We start from the raw sequence: 15,763 nt of genomic DNA, 5'->3' as shown, positions 1-15,763 counted from the left end.
CAAAAGGCCCCGCGCTTTCTGCCTTGACGATTGCTAACTGGGAACGTACCCTTCCCGATGCTCTCCGTCGGACGCCTGTTTGGTCTTACAGACAGCGTCATCCCCAATCACACGGATCTGCATGACGGGGTAGTTGGTTTGAACGGCGAGGCGCAAGTCTTCCAGCAGCGAACAGAGCACCTCTTCCTGAATGCGCTGATCAAACGACAGCCGGATGTCAATCTCGTACGGATCCGTGTTCGGCTGCTGTTTGGCGTCGGCGTTTCGCAACTCCATTCCTCCTCCACACACACTGTTACCCATTAGCGTGTCTGACGAAGAGGCAAATCATTCATGCCTCTAGTGATTGACAATGCCGACCCGCGCTTCCACGGTTTCCAGCGGTTCCGCATGAACACAGCCTTCCTTCCACAAAAGGTAACGGATACTGTCCGTCAGCGCTTCCCAGCTCGCTTCGATGACATTGGTAGAGACGCCGACGGTGCTCCACTTCTCGCCGTTTCGTGCCGACTCGATGAGCACGCGCACTTTGGCTGCCGTCGCTTCGCTTTCATCCAGCACCCGTACCTTGTAGTCAGTCAGCTGCATCTCGGCAAGACAGGGAAAATGATTCTCCAGCGCCTTGCGCAGGGCGTTGTCCAATGCGTTGACGGGACCGTTTCCTTCCGCCGCGGTATGGACCAGTTGGCCGTTTACCTTCAGCTTGACCATCGCTTCGGAAGAGATCCTGTCACCCGCCGACTTTTCCATCAGGATTTTGAACGAGTCCAGTGTAAACAGTTTGTGAAGTTGGCCCGATGCCTCCAGCAGCATCAAGGAGAGTGACGCCTCCGCCCCCTCGTATTGATAACCGTGGAATTCCCGCTCCTTGATCTGCTTGATGATCTCTCTCGCTTCCTCTTTATCCAGCTCTACGGAGATATCCAGTTCTTCCGTCTTGGCCAGCAGGTTGCTTTGACCGGACAGCTCCGAGACGAGTACGCGCCGCTTGTTGCCGATCTGTTCCGGACTGATGTGCTCATAGGTCTTTGGATCCTTCAGCACGGCGCTTACGTGGATGCCGCCCTTGTGGGCAAAGGCGCTGGTGCCTACAAACGGCTGATTGTTCGGCAGTGCCATGTTGGCGATTTCCGCCACGTAGCGGGAGAGTTTTGTCAGTTGCTGCAGCTGTTCCGGCGCCACGCAATTGTAATGCAGCTTTAGCTGTAAATTGGCAATGACGGAGATGAGATTGGCATTGCCGCAACGCTCGCCTATGCCGTTGATGGTGCCCTGTACCTGTTCAACACCGGCCTGGACAGCGGCCAGCGCATTGGCGACGGCCAGTTCGCCGTCATTGTGTGTATGAATGCCAAGCGGTGTCTGCACACTGCCTCGAACTGTCTTCACGGTCTCATAGATTTCATGAGGTAGGCTGCCGCCGTTGGTATCACAAAGGACGATCCAGTCAGCTCCGGCCGCTTCCGCCGCTTCCAGTACCCGCAGGGCGTAGACGGGATTGTGCCTGTACCCGTCAAAAAAGTGCTCCGCGTCAAAGATAACGGTAAGCCCTTTTGCTTTTAAAAAGGCCACCGATTCCTTTACCATCCGCAGATTTTCTTCCAGCGTCGTCTTCAACGCATCGGTGACGTGAAGGTCCCACGATTTGCCAAAGATCGTCGCAACCTGCACGCCGCTTGCCAGAAGCGCCTGCAAATTCTCGTCATCTGCGGCTGCAACACCGGGACGACAGGTGCTGCCAAACGCCGTCACCTTCGCGTGCTGGAGAGGAACCTCCCGGATGCGTTCAAAGAACGCCATGTCCTTGGGATTGCTGCCCGGCCAACCGCCCTCGATAAAATCGATGCCAAACTGATCAAGGCGCTGCGCGATCTTGATCTTGTCTTCGACGGACAAACTTATGCCCTCTCCCTGCGTACCATCCCGCAGCGTGGTATCGTAAAGCGTTATCTTTTTTCCTTTCAAATCTCTCCACCCCAAACATTCTTCTCCATTTTTTCTGAATTGTCTTTGTATTTACATATTTATGTTGCCTATCAGTATACCATAGCCAACAGGAGAAGAGAACGTGGGATTTCGGCAATTTTATTACGATTTTTGGGCGGTGACAAACGAAGCCGTCAGCTCTATCGCGCGCTCCAACTGCGGGGAAGATCCCGCAAAAGGATGCCTCGTGTTAAAGGTGTGGTCCCCGCCTTCGATCCAGTGCAGTTCACTTTGACGAGCCGCCTCATGCAGCTGTCCTGCACCTTTTACCAACCGGGCGTAATCCTTGTCCCCCTGGATGATGCAAAGCGGCTGGGGCATGTCGGCTACCTTGCGCAACAGGTCGTATTCCGCCGCGTGTCGGTCGACGTCATCTATTACCTCACGCGTAATCGGCATGCGCTGTCCCGTACGGGCGTTGGCTATGTAACCGACACCGTTCTCGGCAATCTCCCTGCGCAGCGCGCCGTCAAACAAATCGACATGAGCCACGCCGTTCCAGGTGATGATTCCCTTAACCAGCGGGTGGCCGGCCCCGAACAGAATGGCGTCTGCGCTCCCCTTGCTGTGTCCCAGTAAAAACAGTTTTTCCTTGTCAAATCTTGCCGGAACAGGTAATCTATCTTCAAGAATCTGATTTACGAGAATAGACAAGTCGGCCAGTTCACGGGCATAGGTGTTTCGTCCGAACTTCTCCAGCTCATCGAATTCTGTCAGACTTTCGCCGACTCCGTTGCAGGAAAAGTTGAAGCGTATGACCGCCATTCCTCGTTTTGCCAACTCTTCCGCAACGTATGGAAAGCTTCCCCAATCCTTAAACCCTTTGAAGCCGTGGCAAAACAGCAAGAGCGGCTGCGTGTCCGGAGCTTCCGTCTCCACATGCAGGTCGCCGCGTATGGTCAGTTGTTCGCCCGCCGGGATCGAGAACGAAACCTTCATTTCCCTCACCTCTTCTGTCATTTTCTATCCATGAATATTATGCCTGGAAATCAATCGCCTTGCAAAACATTCGGTCCGAGGTGCCACATGATCCGTTGGAGTGATCGTACGCCAGCCAGACGCTTCCGCATCCTTCTGGCAGCTGCCATTTTGTTGTTTTTCCTGATAATGAGCTTGGTGCTGTATGTGTCGCTTGACCGGTACGTCATTGACGATACCGCCAGAAATACGGAAAATGCCGTGCAGCAGCATTTTACCTATCTGTTCGGCAATATGTTCGATCACCAGGATCACGCCGCTCCCCAGCATATGGACAAGGTGATTCGCGTCCACTTCGACATCTACGATATCGAAGCGGCCGATTTCTTCCATCCGGACGGGACAATCGTCTACAGCTACGAGAATGATAAGATCGGGCAAAAAGCGAACGAACGGCAACAGCAGATTATCCGTTCCGTTCAGGAGACACGGCAGCCCGTTTCCTCTCTGCAGGCGAATACACTGTCTGTCTGGTTAGCCGTGACGGACAAGGATAGCGGCGCCGTACAGGGCATCGTCCACGTCACTCGCAATATCTCCTTTAAAACGGAGTTGTTCCGTCGGATTCTCGTTACCTGCCTGTTCGCCCTCTACCTCTGCGGAGCGCTGCTCTACTTTTCCCTGAAACGAGTCTTTGACCGTTCCACAGAACAACTGGAAGAAAAGGCGGAGAAAATTCGCGAGGTACTCGACGAGATCGAAACGACATACGACGCGTCCCTGCAGGCCCTTTCCAGCGCCCTTGACTCCCGCGACAACGAGACGAACGGCCATTCCTTCCGTGTGACCGCCTACACGATCAGGCTGGCTCAGGAGATGGCCGTGGAGGAGGACAGGCTGGCTCACATGATTCGCGGTGCCCTTCTGCACGACGTAGGGAAAATTGGCGTCCCGGACTCCATCCTGCTGAAGCAGGGCCCGCTCACTTCCGATGAGTGGACCCGGATGCGCAGTCACGTTGAAATCGGCTACGAGATGCTCAAGCATATTCCCTTCCTGCAAAACGCCCTGGAAATCGTGCGATATCATCACGAACGTTGGGACGGCAACGGCTATCCGCACGGAATCAACAAAGAAGAGATTCCTCTCTCCGCCCGCATCTTTGCGGTTTGCGATACCTATGACGCCATCACCTCGGACCGCCCTTACCGCAAAGGCCGTGCGCACGAGGAAGCGGTGGCCGAAATCGCCGCCCAATCGGGCAAGCAGTTCGACCCGTCCGTAGTGGAAGCGTTTTTGCGAATTCCTTCGGAAGAGTGGATCGGAACCGGCAGGCGGGCTACTGATTATCATGAGGACAATCGCCAGTTCGAAAGGCTGGTTCGCTTTCCCCAGTCGGATGAAAGCAAGGCGGGATAATATCAAAAACCCAGCCCCAAACACTTTCTAAGTAACTGCATCAAAATACCGTACTTTTATACTTACCGATATACCTAGAAAGAGCAGGCACTTCCCTGCTCTTTTTCATTTTCTTCTCCTGTTTCCGATTCTTCTTGTTCCTGTTTCCGAAGAAGATAGAGCGCGTATTCCATGGGACGGCGCACAGCAGTGCGATACAGCTCCGGCTGCCCCAGCTTTCGGAAGATGTCCCGGCCCGGCTTCGGATTGATTTCGATAATCCAGGGGCGGCCGTCTACGTCAATGCCGATATCAAAGCCAAACTCCATCATCGGGCCATAGTGCCGTTCGAGCTTTTCCACCGTTTGAAAAGCAAGTTCCCGGCACTCGGCGACGATGGCTTCCGCTTTCTGCCGGCCAAACTGCTTGCTCAGAAACGCGGACGCGCGCACGGCCTTGCCGCCGGCGTGCAGGTTGGAGGTGGAGCTCTTCACTTGTCCGATCCTCATCCCCATCCCGGTGATCGTCCATTGGCCACTGCCGTCCTTCTGGATCAGCAGGCGGGCATCCACCGTGCGGTTGGGCAGCAGGGCGAGATGTAATCCCTGCTGGATGAAAAAGCTCTCCTCCCCGCTTTTTTCACTTTCGATCCACTGTTCGACCCGCCGCGTCAGCGACTGCAGCGTAGAATGCACCTCATTCCGCTTTCCCTGCCGCTTCGTAGTACCGTACAGCACAAAGCTGCCGCCCTTGCGTTCTACTCGCAAAATGCTTCGTCCCCCCGTGCCGTTGGTCGGTTTGATGTAGATACTCTTGTACCGCTTCAGCATTTCCGTAAGCTTTTCCCGACTGTATATATGGGTCTCCGGCAGCCAGCGCTGCAGCTCTTCTTCCTGGTACAGCACCTGATGAACCCGCAATTTGTTCGAAAACCGGCTGTTTGCGAAGCGAAACAACGTTCCCCGACGAAGCGGCAGGTAAAGCCGGTGTTTGGGAACAGGATAGTAGCGATAGTGGTCAATTACCATATCGGGCCATGAATACCAACTGCTCTTCCAACCGGTAGAAGTCGGTACGTATCCTCTGATCTTTCTGGCGGCAACCGACACATCCTGGGGAGAAAACAGGAACACCTCCACCCCCAGTGCTTGCCCCTCCTGAACGAGCCGCTTGAGAAAGGCGCCATTCGTAAAACCCCTCTCTTTTCGATAGGCCATGATCCCAATCCGTTCTCTCACGGACATGCATCCTCTCCAGTGACGTTTTTCCCTACCAGATTATGCGCAAATGAAAAAAACGTCTTCACGGGAAAAGCCGTCCGTGAAGACGTTTTGACGTTATCGTTGATGTTGTTCCAGATAGGCGAGAACGGAGCGGCCCAATACCTCGGCAGCGATCCGCATGGCGCTTTCGTCGATGTCAAAGCGGGGATGATGATGCGGGTACTCGGCTCCCTTTTGCGGGTTGCGCGCGCCGACAAAGACGTATGCACCCGGCACTTTTTCCAGGTAGTAAGAAAAGTCCTCGCCGCCCATGGTCGGCTGCATGGGCAGTACGTTGTTGCTGCCCACCGTTCGGATGGCGGCCTGTCGTGCCGTTTCGGTCTCCGCCTCGGTGTTGATGAGAGCCGGATAGCCGCGCATGTACGTCACCGTCGCACTTCCGCCCATCAACGCCGCGGTGCCTTCTGCGATCTCTTTCAGACGCTGCTCGGCACGGTCGCGCACCTCGGGCAAAAAGGAGCGAACCGTCCCGGTAAGTCGGCACGTATCCGCGATGACGTTGTAATTGTCGCCGGCGTGAAACGTTCCTACCGTAACGACGACGCTCTCCAACGGATTGATGTTGCGGCTGGCAATCGTCTGCAGGGTGGTCACGATCTGCGAACCAATGACGATGGAATCGACCGTTTCCTGCGGGATCGCTCCATGTCCCCCTTTTCCCTGGATGTCGATGATGAAGTCGTCCACGCTGGCCATCACCGGTCCGGCACTTACCAGTACGTTTCCCACCGGGCACGTGGACCAGAGATGAACGCCAAAGATCGCGTCGACTCCATCCATCGCGCCGTCCTCGACCATCTGGATGGCGCCGCCGGGGTTCTCTTCTTCCGCGTGCTGGAACAGGAAGATAACCGTGCCCGGAATCTCGTCGCGATGGCGGGCGAACACGGTTGCCAGTCCGAGAAGCTGTGATGTATGGGCGTCGTGCCCGCAGGCGTGCATGACTCCAGGCACCTTTGACTTGTACGGCACATCTTTTTGATCCTGAATCGGCAGGGCGTCAAAATCGGCGCGTACGGCCACAGTCGGTCCCGGACTGCCGCCGCGCAGCACGCCGATCACCCCTCTTCCGCCCACACCGGTGCGAACTTCGTCACATTTCAATTCACGCAAAATCTCCGCGATCATCGCCGGTGTCTTCTCCTCTTGAAAAGACAATTCCGGGTATTGATGCAAATGGCGGCGCCAGGCAACCATTTGCGGTTCCATTTCATGCAGCAGCTCATACAGCGTATCCTGCAAACCCATCTTGCTTGTTCCTCCCCCGTTATGCTCTCTCCTCTATCATAGCAAATACACAGAAAATATTCATAGGTTTGAATAAAAATTCAAACAAGAGGAACCTCTTTTCGCCTCCGTTGATCAAATACGGCGATGGAGTGAAATCCGGCCTGCTGCAACCTCTCCCTCGCCTCTGCCAGATGGCTGCCAAGATGGTCCGGAAAATGAGCATCGGATGAGGTTGTAATGGCCACCCCGTGATCGGCCAGCACTTCCAGGAAGCTCATGCTGGGACACATCTCCCTGACCGGATAGCGGTAATACAGTCCTGTGTTGATTTCTGTCGCCACGTCATTTTCCCTGAGCAGTTCTGCAATACGCTGGTAGTGGGGCTTTAGGAACGTCTCATCCGGCCTGTGCCCGAACACTTTCAGGTTGTCGAGATGGGCCACGATGTCAAACAGATTGCTGGAAATTGCCTGCCCAACGACCGAAAAATGGCGGCCGTACAGGGAGAGCAGGTCCTCCTCAGCGAAGCGCTCCTGCGTGTCCGGATTGTCAAATCCCCATCCGGCGAGAAAATGAACCGAGCCGATGCAGTGATCCCATGGATAGCTGTCCATCACCCCGGTCAGCTCCTGCTCTCCTCCAGGGAAGTAATCCAGCTCGATGCCCAGCTTCAGCTGTATGCCTTCCGTTTCCCAGCGCGGCTTTTGCGATTGGACAAATGTTGTGAACTCCTCTATGGAAGCGACACACACCTGATCCAGCCAGCACTGCTGCAGCTGCCCCAGCGGGTCGTCAGCAAGGTGCATGTGCTGTTCGAAATATCGCTTGTATTCGCGAAAGCGATAAAGATGATCGACAATCCCTACCGTCTGCAAACCGAGGTCCTTGGCCCGCATGCGGTACAGGTCGAGCCACTCGGCTGAGTAGGCGCCTCGCCGCATCCGATCAGCCAGGCGGTGAAACAACCCTTCCAGCCACGGGAGGCTGTGCTTCAGCTGGGAATCAGGGCAGAACGCTCGCAAGGCCTCAGCCGTTCGATTGAGCCAGCGAAGCGAGTACGGCCCCTCCTCCAAATGAACGTGATAATCAACTTTCATCGTGATTCTCCTTCCGCAAGTACCCAGCTGACCCCTTTGACCGCCAGTTCCTTTCTCCAGGAATCAGGCTCCGGATGTTCGCAGATCACCATATCCACCGCATCCAGCGGGCGGTTAGCCGATTCCGGTATTGGATGGATTTTGCCAGCTCCATTACGGTCGTTCCCGTATCGATGATAATGGTATCTCCGTCCTGTACATAGGCCGCAGCCCGTTTGCCGATTGCCGCCTTTGCCTACTGATGCAGGGCTTGCCGCTGAAAGTACGGCGGCTCTCCCTCCTGGTACATCTTGCGGACAGCACCGCCGTACACCCGCTTTAATTTGCCTGCTTTCTCCAGGAAATCGAGGTCCCGGCGGATGGTCTCCTCCGAGACGCGGAAGCGTTCGGCCAGGGAGACGACCTTGACTTTGCCAAATTGGTTCAGTTCTTCGAGGATCGCGATCTTTCGTTCTTCGGCAAGCAGTGACAAGGTTGTGGCTCCCTCCTATAGCACCACGCACTCCGCTTCGGGGATGAACAGCCGAACCTTCGCGCCCCGGCGCAAGTCGTTTTCGTTTTGCCGTTGTGCGTTTAGTTGGTCGACGTGAAGGACAACGCCGTTCACCTCCACCTGAAAGCGAATCACGTTTCCTTTCAACGTATGCTCCACGATCGTTCCGCTGCATACCCATCCCTGTCCGATCCGATCGGAAGCATCAGCCGTTGGCGGCAGGATCTGCATGACTTCCGGGCGTAGGGCTACGCTCTGCCGAACTTCTGCCGACGGTCCGGCCAGCCGCCGCCACTCCTCTGCCGACAACACATTGTAGTTGCCGATGAAGCGAGCGACAAACTCATTGGCGGGCGCACGGTAGATGGAGTCAGGATCGCCGGATTGGACGATTTGTCCTTTTTCCATGATGAATATCCGGTCGGAAAGCGTCATAGCCTCCTCCTGATCGTGTGTAACGAACACGGTGGTAATGGACAGCTCCTGCTGGATGCGGCGAAGCTCCATCTGAAGACTTTTGCGGATTTTGGCGTCGAGGGCGCTGAGCGGTTCATCCAACAGCAAAATGCTAGGCTCCACGACAAGCGAGCGGGCGAGAGCGACGCGCTGCTGCTGTCCCCCTGACAGCTGGTGCGGATACAGCCCCTCCTGCTCAAAGAGATCCACCAGTTGAATCATCCGCTTCACTTTCGGCACATAATCGGCTTTGCTCCAGCCCTTCATTTTTAAGCCAAAGGACACATTTTCAAAGACGGTCAGATTGGGGAACAGGGCGTAGGATTGAAACACCATGCCGACGCCGCGATCCTTGGGCGCCAAATGGGTGATGTCCTTGCCGCCGACCGCAATCCGCCCCCCCGGCTCCATCTCCGTGAGGCCGGCGATGCAGCGCAAAAGCGTGCTTTTTCCGCAGCCGCTGGGCCCGAGCAGCGTAACCAGTTCCCCTTTCTCAACGGACAGCGATACCTGCTCGAGAACACGCTGCTCCTGGTATCTCTTGGTCACATTGTCAATCTGGACAAAACTCATACGTTTCTCTCCTTTTTGGCCCGACCCAGCCGCAGCACGGCGGCGGAAATGGTGAGAATAAACAGGAAGTAGGCGACGACAATGGCGCTGGCCAGGTGTCCGTTCTCGTCCATTCGCCTCTCCAGATAGATCTGGATCAGCTCGTAATGGCCGCCTACGAGCAGATTCGCGAGCACGAATTCGCCGAACAAAACGGAGAAGGAGAGCAGCGTTGAAACCAACACTCCCGGTAAAATGTTGGGGAAAACCACGTTCCAGAAAGCGCGCATCTTGCTCGCCCCGAGAAGCTCTGCCGCTTCGATCAGCTGGGAGGCGTTGACGGTGCGCATGCTGTTGCGAATTCCCTGATACATATAAGGCAAAATGAAGACGAAGTACGCCGCCGCCAGCAGCAAAAGACTGCCGGAGAGGGCAAAAGGACCGCTGGAATACATTTTGATCAACCCGACGGCAACCACTACCGGGGGAACAGCGTAAGGGAGCATCACCAGTCCCTGCAGCAGCCGCTCCCAACGGGGATAGTAGACCGTCACCGTAAACACGGTCAGCACCATGACGATCAGACTGGCCGCAACGGTTAGCAGACAGAGCAGCAGCGTCCGTCCCAAGGCGTCGAGAAAACGGGGATCGGCCAGCAGTTCCCTATACCAGGCGAGCGTATATCCTTCCGGCAGAATGGTGCGGTACCAGTCCGTGGCGACGGAGTAGAGAAAGGTGGCCGCCAGCGGTACCAGCAGGTAGACAAAGACGGCCCCGATGACAAAGCGATGCCACAGTCTGCCCGTACTCATTGCAAATCTCTCCTCACGCGGCGCATCATCCGCTCGTTAATCCACATCGCTCCCAGCATCGTCACGCCGAGGATCACAGCCAGTGCGCTGGCCAACTCAGGCCTGGTAATGACATCGCCCGCCACCAGCGATCCGATGCGGATGGAAAGCAGGTTGTAGCTGCTGCCCACCAACGCGTAGGCAGTGGCGTAGGCTCCCATGGCATTGGCAAACAGAATGCTGAACGTTCCCACCACACTGGGAAGAATCACCGGCAGGCCGACATGCCGCCAAAATTGGGCCGGCGATGCCCCCAACAGGGCTGCCGATTCCTTCCACTGCTCCTGGATGCCAAAATAGGTCGGATACAGAAGCAAAACGGCGAGAGGGATCTGAAAGTAGACGTAGACAAGCGTCAACCCTGTCCAGCTGTACAGGTCAAAGTCGGCCAGAACCTCCCACCCCATCCGCTGAAACAACAGCGTAAACAACCCGTTGTTTCCCAATAGAATGACGTAGGCAAAAGCAAGCGGAACCCCGGCATAATTGGATGTCATATTGGAAAAGTTCAGGATCTTCTCCCGTGCGCTCGGCGAAAAACGGGTAATCGAATAGGCCGCAAACAGGGCCACGATGATGGCGCAGACACTGGAAAAAAAGGAGATCAACACACTGTTTTGCAAAGCGACGAGGTAGAACTTGTTGGTCAGGGCCGTGACGTACTGCTGCAGGGTCCAGCCCTCGCCGCCGTCCCCGCGAAAGCTGTCCAGCGCCATCGCGAGCAGTGGGATCAGCTCGAAAGCGGAGATGATGACGGCAAACGGCACCAGCAGCAGGAGGGTTCTCCCTTGTTTGATCCATGCGTTCACAGCGCATGTCCCCTTTGGTTGGCAAAAGGCCACTCGTAGGGCATCATCGCGGCAGGCGGTTCAATCCCGAACAACTGACAGACAAGCGGTGCCACCGCCAGCTGCGGTACCGGTTCCGGGTACACGCCAGGAGCCACGCGGCTTGCGATCGTGTACAGCGGAACAAGCCGCTCCTCGTCACCCGTACCGCCATGCTGACCGTCTCGGTTCATCCCATGATCGGACGTGATGACGATCTCGCAGCCGGCTTCCATCCAAACCGGCAAGAGCGTGGCGAGATGGCTGTCCATCTCGATCGCTTTGCCGCGATACTGCTTGGAATCGGAACCGAACAGATGGCCGGCATGGTCCACTCCCATCGGATGGATGTAAAGAAAGTCAGGGTCATAGCGGCGCCGCAGCAGCTCTCCGTCGAGCAGCAGATGGGAGTCCGGATAGGCATCGTCAAAGTAGAACAACCCGTACTGGATGAGGTTTTCCTCATCCGTTTGAAACCGGTCCTCCGCGTGGTGAAACGGCGCCCGGTTATACAGCTCACTCACCCAGTAGTAAGCCGCTGCAGCCGTTCGCAAGCCTCGCTCCTTCACCAACTGAAACAGGCTGACCTGACTGGAGCGCCTGACCGCCTGGTTGGAGGTGATCAGGTTGACCGAACTGGGTGTGCCCGTTAGGAGAACCTCGTACAGCGGCCGGGAGAGGCTGGGCAGCTCGGATTTCACCTGAAACCGGGCTGCCTTGCCCAATTCCACCAAATGATTGAGATACCCCATCTGGGTGACGGCCGTGTCGAACTGCAAGCCGTCTACGACCACCATGATTACCTTGGTTGCCATGGATAATCCTCTCCCTACTTCATGTTGGCCAGCACTTGCTCTTGCCAGAGCTGCGGCAGTTTTTTCGCCGTCTCCTCCCACGCCTTGTAATCCTGGATCGGTTTGGCGTTGGCATACTGTTCTTTGGGGATCAGCTTTTTCGCCACTTCATCAGGCAGTTTTACGCTGTCGCGGATGGGACGGGCGTAGCCTTTCGCGAGATTGATTTGCCCGGCGTCACTCAGGATGTACTCGCGGGTTAGCATGGCTGCATGGGGGTGAGGCGCGTACTTGTTGATGATCGTGGCGTAGCCGCTGACCACACTGCCTTCCTGGGGAATGTTGACTTCAAAACGGTTCGGGTCGATCTGGTCGCGGTATCCCAGGGCGTTGAAATCCCACAGAAGTCCGACCGGAATCTCGCCTTTTTCAAAGCTGGCCACTTTCACGTCTGCCAAGGAAATGCGCCCTTGCTTGGCCAGTTCCGCGAAGAAGTCGATGCCCGGCTGAATGTTTTTCTCGTCGCCGCCGAAAGCGATTGCCGCTGCCAGTACGGCCATCTGCGCCTGCGCCGCCTTGGTGACGTCGCCAACCGCTACCTTGTAGTCGCCGTTTTTGATATCCGCCCACGACTTCGGCGGGTTTTTCACCAGTTCTTTGTTGGTTATCAGGGAAATGGAGCCTTGGTAGCCGACAATCCAATGCCCGTCCGTATCTTTCGCCCAAGCGGGAATCTCGTCCCAATAAGAAGTTTTGTACGGCTGAGTCACGCCTTTTTCCACGGCGACCGGCCCAAACGCAATCCCAACGTCACCGATGTCCGCCGTCGGGTTGTTTTTCTCCGCCTCAAACTTGGCGATTTCTTCTGCGCTCGACATGTCCGTGTCGGTGTGCTTCAATCCGTACTTGCTGCCCAAGTCGTTCCAGGTGTCCTTCCAGTTGGCCCAGGAATCAGGCATGCCCACACTGACGACCGTTCCCTCTGTCTTTGCCTTATGCTCGATTTCAGCCGGTGTGAGATTGGCTGCAGGAGAAGCCGGCTGCTGCACCGGAGCGGCTGAATTGGCGCACGCGGTCATCGTGAGCACTGCCACACTTGCCAGACCGGCCAGCCACGCCCGTCCCGCTTTCGCTGCTTGCATCATAAAAAATCCCCCCATCGCTCTACATACTAGTTTGTATGTTGGTTTTTGTTGGTTTATGAAGTTTCTTGTGTACGTTCAGTCTAGCTAATCTGTTTGAACAAACGGTGTTGCGTCTGTAAACGGTCTGTTAAACTGTATACGGCTTTCCTTAACTTCCGCTAAATAAAAAAAGCTTCGATTGAAGCCCTCTCGAAGAAGCTGGTTCTTCGTTAGTGGAAACTTTTTATGCGTTCCGGAAAGTCTATTTCAGGGCGCTTTCACACGGTGAAGCCCTTAAACTTTCCTACACGATAAGAAAACCCACCCGGCGTTAGCTATCGCTGAGCCGAGTGGGGTCCCTTTCTTCGCCGGACGGGGCCCCGAACACTTTTCTAGCGGCTGTATGGGATGTCCAAATTTATCAATTCTTATACACCAAAAAAGACAGCCCGTGAAAGGCTGTCTTTGAGTAGGACATTACTTGCGTTGGTAGAGATAGAAGGTATGAGGGTACGGGTTTTTCTCGTCAACAATGCCGTCCTTCTTCCAGACGAGGGTAAACGCGCCACGATCCCACTCTGGAAAAAAGGTGTCTCCCTCCGCATCGAGGTCAATCTCCGTTATGTAAAGCCGGTCGGCAACGTCCAGAAACTGGGCGTAAATCTCCGCTCCTCCGAAGATCATGACATCGCCAAGCGCCAGCACCTCTTCCTTGCTGTGAACCACGTCCACGCCAGGTGCGGAAAAGTCGCTGCTTCGCGTAAGCACCACGTTCCGCCGGTTGGGGAGAGGGCGCCCCAGCGATTCAAACGTCTTGCGCCCCATGACGATGGTTTGGCCCGTGGTCACTTCTTTTACATGCTTCAGATCGTTCGGAAGGTGCCACGGCATTTTTCCCTCCTTGCCGATCACCCGGCCGTTGGCATAGGCGACAATCATGCTGATCATACGGAGACGTCCCCCTTGATATGCGGATGGGCTTCATAATGGAGAAACTGAATATCTTCATAGGTAAAGTCAAAAAGAGACTGCACATTCCGATTCAGCTGCAGAGTCGGAAGCGGCAGGGGTTCCCGTGTCAACTGTTCGTTTACCTGCTCCAGATGGTTGAGATAAAGATGGGCGTCGCCGATTGTATGGACAAACTCGCCTGGTTTCAGTCCCGTCACGTGTGCGACCATGTGGGTCAGAAGCGCGTAGCTCGCGATATTAAACGGAATACCGAGAAAAATGTCGCCGCTGCGCTGATACAACTGGCAGGACAGTTTTCCGTTTGCGACGTAGAACTGAAACAGGCAGTGGCACGGCGGCAAAGCCATTTGGTCGATCTCCGTCGGGTTCCAGGCACTTACCACGAGACGACGGGAGTCCGGGTTCCGCTTGATCTCCTCCACGACCCATTGAATCTGGTCGACGGTCTTTCCGTCCGGACCGCTGAAGGACCGCCATTGTTTCCCGTAGACCGGTCCCAGCTCACCGTTTTCATCCGCCCATTCGTTCCAGATGCGGACGCCGTTTTCCTGCAGGTAACGAATGTTGGTACTGCCAGACAGGAACCAGAGCAGTTCATGCACAATCGACCTGGTGTGGAGTTTTTTTGTGGTTAATAATGGAAAACCATCGCTTAGGTCAAACCGCATCTGGTAGCCGAAGACGCTGATTGTCCCTGTACCGGTGCGGTCTTCTTTTCTAACGCCATTGGCAAGAACGTGTTTGAGTAAATCCAAATACTGTTTCACCGTCTCCAACCTCCCCAATTCCTAACCAATCCATTATAGCGCAAAACACGATTTTGGTCAGGTGCGAAGAGTCAACCCATCAGCTGTTGCCGTCATCACTGCTTATGATTTCTGCAGAGATAAAACCCCTTGTTGGTTACGGTTTTGATGGTGACCTCGCCGCCCGTTGCCTTCAGCAGTTTTTTCCGCAGGTTGAAAATGTGAACGTCCAGCACTTTGCCGGACGCTTTCATCTGCCCGTCCCAAATGCTTTGCACCAGTTGTTCCCGGGAGATGATCTTGTTGGAGGAGAGCAGGGAATCAAGCAGCCTGCATTCCAGTCTGGTAAGCTTCCGACGGATACTCTTCCATTCCATGGAGCGGCTCTTCACGTCTGCGTTGAATCTGTTTGGATCGGGCTCTTGAGCCGTGATTTTTCTTCGCAGCATAACCCGAATCCGTGTCGCCACCTCTCGCTCCGAACAAGGCTTCAGCTGGTAATCGTCGGCGCCTGACGCAAACGCCTCCAACAGGTCTTCCTCGTCCCTTTTGACGCTCAGGACGAGAATGAAAGCGTGAGGATAAGCACTCCGGTATCGTGCAACAAGCGGAGCATTCCTCGTTCCCGCGCTGTCTATGATAATAAATTGGATCTCCCGGCAAACCTCCAGGGCTTGTTCCTTCACGAGGTCCAGGGAATACGCTTTCAATTGCTCGCGGAGACGGGAATAGTCGAGTGGATGACTGGATACATACAGCCCTGTTGTCATGTCGCTTCCTCCCAGCATTCTTTCCGTTCATACAAGAGTGTAAGGGAGAAACGTTAAGCTACTTTAAAAAATGTCCCGTCGTTTTTTAATTTTCCGTTTCGTTTTTGCAGCCCGGCATTAGCTAGTTACTCCTGAAAAAATCGTTTTTTGGCAGAAGCATCTCATTGTGGTGAATCTCAGGGGGCTACTGTGTAACTGTATCCGTTAATCGTTGCTTATTTGGCCATTTGGGCTGCTCTTCTGAGGTTATGAGCCCAGATTCCGAA

General features: G+C 55.2%; 17 protein-coding genes. 1 reads left to right on the top strand and 16 read right to left on the bottom strand.

The genetic code is table 11. The features are described 5' to 3' along the window. Window positions 1-33: 33 nt before the first annotated feature. The 3 genes from ACE99V_RS00085 to ACE99V_RS00075 all read right to left on the bottom strand — a co-directional run bounded on the left by ACE99V_RS00085 (window position 34) and on the right by ACE99V_RS00075 (window position 2,925). Window positions 34-276: a hypothetical protein gene (locus ACE99V_RS00085; protein ID WP_420997875.1), complete on the bottom strand. Its 243-nt coding sequence runs from the start codon at window positions 274-276 to the stop codon at window positions 34-36. A gap of 63 nt (window positions 277-339) precedes the next feature. Further along, the gene (cimA, locus tag ACE99V_RS00080) at window positions 340-1,965 is read right to left on the bottom strand and encodes a citramalate synthase (RefSeq protein ID WP_400488907.1); all 1,626 of its coding nucleotides are present in this window, start codon (window positions 1,963-1,965) and stop codon (window positions 340-342) included. 123 nt (window positions 1,966-2,088) lie between these two features. Next, complete coding sequence (locus ACE99V_RS00075; protein ID WP_400488906.1) at window positions 2,089-2,925, bottom strand: alpha/beta hydrolase; 837 nt, start codon at window positions 2,923-2,925, stop codon at window positions 2,089-2,091. A gap of 87 nt (window positions 2,926-3,012) precedes the next feature. On the opposite strand from ACE99V_RS00075, the gene ACE99V_RS00070 reads away from it, so the two are divergent. Then, the gene (locus tag ACE99V_RS00070; protein WP_400488905.1) at window positions 3,013-4,323 is read left to right on the top strand and encodes an HD domain-containing phosphohydrolase; all 1,311 of its coding nucleotides are present in this window, start codon (window positions 3,013-3,015) and stop codon (window positions 4,321-4,323) included. 74 nt (window positions 4,324-4,397) lie between these two features. Here the strand turns inward: ACE99V_RS00070 and ACE99V_RS00065 are convergent, their stop codons facing one another. The 13 genes from ACE99V_RS00065 to ACE99V_RS00005 form a co-directional block, all read right to left on the bottom strand. Then, complete coding sequence (locus ACE99V_RS00065) at window positions 4,398-5,540, bottom strand: YheC/YheD family endospore coat-associated protein (RefSeq protein ID WP_400488904.1); 1,143 nt, start codon at window positions 5,538-5,540, stop codon at window positions 4,398-4,400. 99 nt (window positions 5,541-5,639) lie between these two features. After that, complete coding sequence (locus ACE99V_RS00060; RefSeq protein ID WP_400488903.1) at window positions 5,640-6,833, bottom strand: M20 family metallopeptidase; 1,194 nt, start codon at window positions 6,831-6,833, stop codon at window positions 5,640-5,642. Window positions 6,834-6,913: 80 nt separating this feature from the next. Continuing rightward, the gene (locus ACE99V_RS00055; protein ID WP_400488902.1) at window positions 6,914-7,912 is read right to left on the bottom strand and encodes a histidinol phosphate phosphatase domain-containing protein; all 999 of its coding nucleotides are present in this window, start codon (window positions 7,910-7,912) and stop codon (window positions 6,914-6,916) included. Between the two features lie 85 nt (window positions 7,913-7,997). Continuing rightward, a complete protein-coding gene (locus ACE99V_RS00050; protein WP_400489067.1) occupies window positions 7,998-8,135 on the bottom strand; it encodes a hypothetical protein in 138 nt (45 codons plus the stop codon). Between the two features lie 12 nt (window positions 8,136-8,147). Then, a complete protein-coding gene (locus ACE99V_RS00045; RefSeq protein ID WP_400488901.1) occupies window positions 8,148-8,384 on the bottom strand; it encodes a DeoR family transcriptional regulator in 237 nt (78 codons plus the stop codon). Window positions 8,385-8,399: 15 nt separating this feature from the next. Continuing rightward, window positions 8,400-9,434, bottom strand: coding sequence for an ABC transporter ATP-binding protein (locus tag ACE99V_RS00040; protein ID WP_400488900.1), 1,035 nt, complete (start codon window positions 9,432-9,434; stop codon window positions 8,400-8,402). Continuing rightward, window positions 9,431-10,225, bottom strand: coding sequence for an ABC transporter permease (locus ACE99V_RS00035; RefSeq protein ID WP_400488899.1), 795 nt, complete (start codon window positions 10,223-10,225; stop codon window positions 9,431-9,433). Before ACE99V_RS00035 ends, ACE99V_RS00040 begins: the two co-directional genes overlap by 4 nt. After that, window positions 10,222-11,073 (bottom strand): ABC transporter permease, encoded by an 852-nt coding sequence (locus ACE99V_RS00030; RefSeq protein WP_400488898.1) that lies wholly within the window; start codon window positions 11,071-11,073, stop codon window positions 10,222-10,224. The genes ACE99V_RS00035 and ACE99V_RS00030 overlap by 4 nt, the downstream gene beginning before the upstream one ends. Next, window positions 11,070-11,906 carry an alkaline phosphatase family protein gene (locus tag ACE99V_RS00025; RefSeq protein WP_400488897.1) on the bottom strand — a complete coding sequence of 279 codons (837 nt, stop codon included), beginning with the start codon at window positions 11,904-11,906 and terminating at the stop codon, window positions 11,070-11,072. The genes ACE99V_RS00030 and ACE99V_RS00025 overlap by 4 nt, the downstream gene beginning before the upstream one ends. Before the next feature lie 14 nt (window positions 11,907-11,920). After that, complete coding sequence (locus ACE99V_RS00020; RefSeq protein WP_400489066.1) at window positions 11,921-13,027, bottom strand: ABC transporter substrate-binding protein; 1,107 nt, start codon at window positions 13,025-13,027, stop codon at window positions 11,921-11,923. 459 nt (window positions 13,028-13,486) lie between these two features. After that, a complete protein-coding gene (locus ACE99V_RS00015) occupies window positions 13,487-13,957 on the bottom strand; it encodes a dihydrofolate reductase (protein ID WP_400488896.1) in 471 nt (156 codons plus the stop codon). Next, the gene (locus ACE99V_RS00010) at window positions 13,954-14,748 is read right to left on the bottom strand and encodes a thymidylate synthase (protein ID WP_400488895.1); all 795 of its coding nucleotides are present in this window, start codon (window positions 14,746-14,748) and stop codon (window positions 13,954-13,956) included. The genes ACE99V_RS00015 and ACE99V_RS00010 overlap by 4 nt, the downstream gene beginning before the upstream one ends. 95 nt (window positions 14,749-14,843) lie before the next feature. Then, the gene (locus ACE99V_RS00005; protein ID WP_400488894.1) at window positions 14,844-15,497 is read right to left on the bottom strand and encodes a response regulator transcription factor; all 654 of its coding nucleotides are present in this window, start codon (window positions 15,495-15,497) and stop codon (window positions 14,844-14,846) included. Window positions 15,498-15,763 lie beyond the last annotated feature (266 nt).

It is taken from the genome of Brevibacillus soli, assembly GCF_044759095.2.
In the GTDB taxonomy this organism is placed as follows: Bacteria; Bacillota; Bacilli; order Brevibacillales; family Brevibacillaceae; genus JBIYSM02.
Note: the sequence above shows the minus strand (reverse complement) of the source record. Positions and strands in the feature narration are given on the sequence as shown.

Coding starts and splice junctions, on each gene's coding strand:
- ACE99V_RS00085 (WP_420997875.1), bottom strand. CDS start 276: ATGGAGTTGCGAAACGCCGACGCCAAACAGCAGCCGAACACGGATCCG.
- ACE99V_RS00075 (WP_400488906.1), bottom strand. CDS start 2,925: ATGAAGGTTTCGTTCTCGATCCCGGCGGGCGAACAACTGACCATACGC.
- ACE99V_RS00070 (WP_400488905.1), top strand. CDS start 3,013: ATGATCCGTTGGAGTGATCGTACGCCAGCCAGACGCTTCCGCATCCTT.
- ACE99V_RS00060 (WP_400488903.1), bottom strand. CDS start 6,833: ATGGGTTTGCAGGATACGCTGTATGAGCTGCTGCATGAAATGGAACCG.
- ACE99V_RS00055 (WP_400488902.1), bottom strand. CDS start 7,912: ATGAAAGTTGATTATCACGTTCATTTGGAGGAGGGGCCGTACTCGCTT.
- ACE99V_RS00040 (WP_400488900.1), bottom strand. CDS start 9,434: ATGAGTTTTGTCCAGATTGACAATGTGACCAAGAGATACCAGGAGCAG.
- ACE99V_RS00035 (WP_400488899.1), bottom strand. CDS start 10,225: ATGAGTACGGGCAGACTGTGGCATCGCTTTGTCATCGGGGCCGTCTTT.
- ACE99V_RS00025 (WP_400488897.1), bottom strand. CDS start 11,906: ATGGCAACCAAGGTAATCATGGTGGTCGTAGACGGCTTGCAGTTCGAC.
- ACE99V_RS00020 (WP_400489066.1), bottom strand. CDS start 13,027: ATGCAAGCAGCGAAAGCGGGACGGGCGTGGCTGGCCGGTCTGGCAAGT.
- ACE99V_RS00015 (WP_400488896.1), bottom strand. CDS start 13,957: ATGATCAGCATGATTGTCGCCTATGCCAACGGCCGGGTGATCGGCAAG.
- ACE99V_RS00005 (WP_400488894.1), bottom strand. CDS start 15,497: ATGACAACAGGGCTGTATGTATCCAGTCATCCACTCGACTATTCCCGT.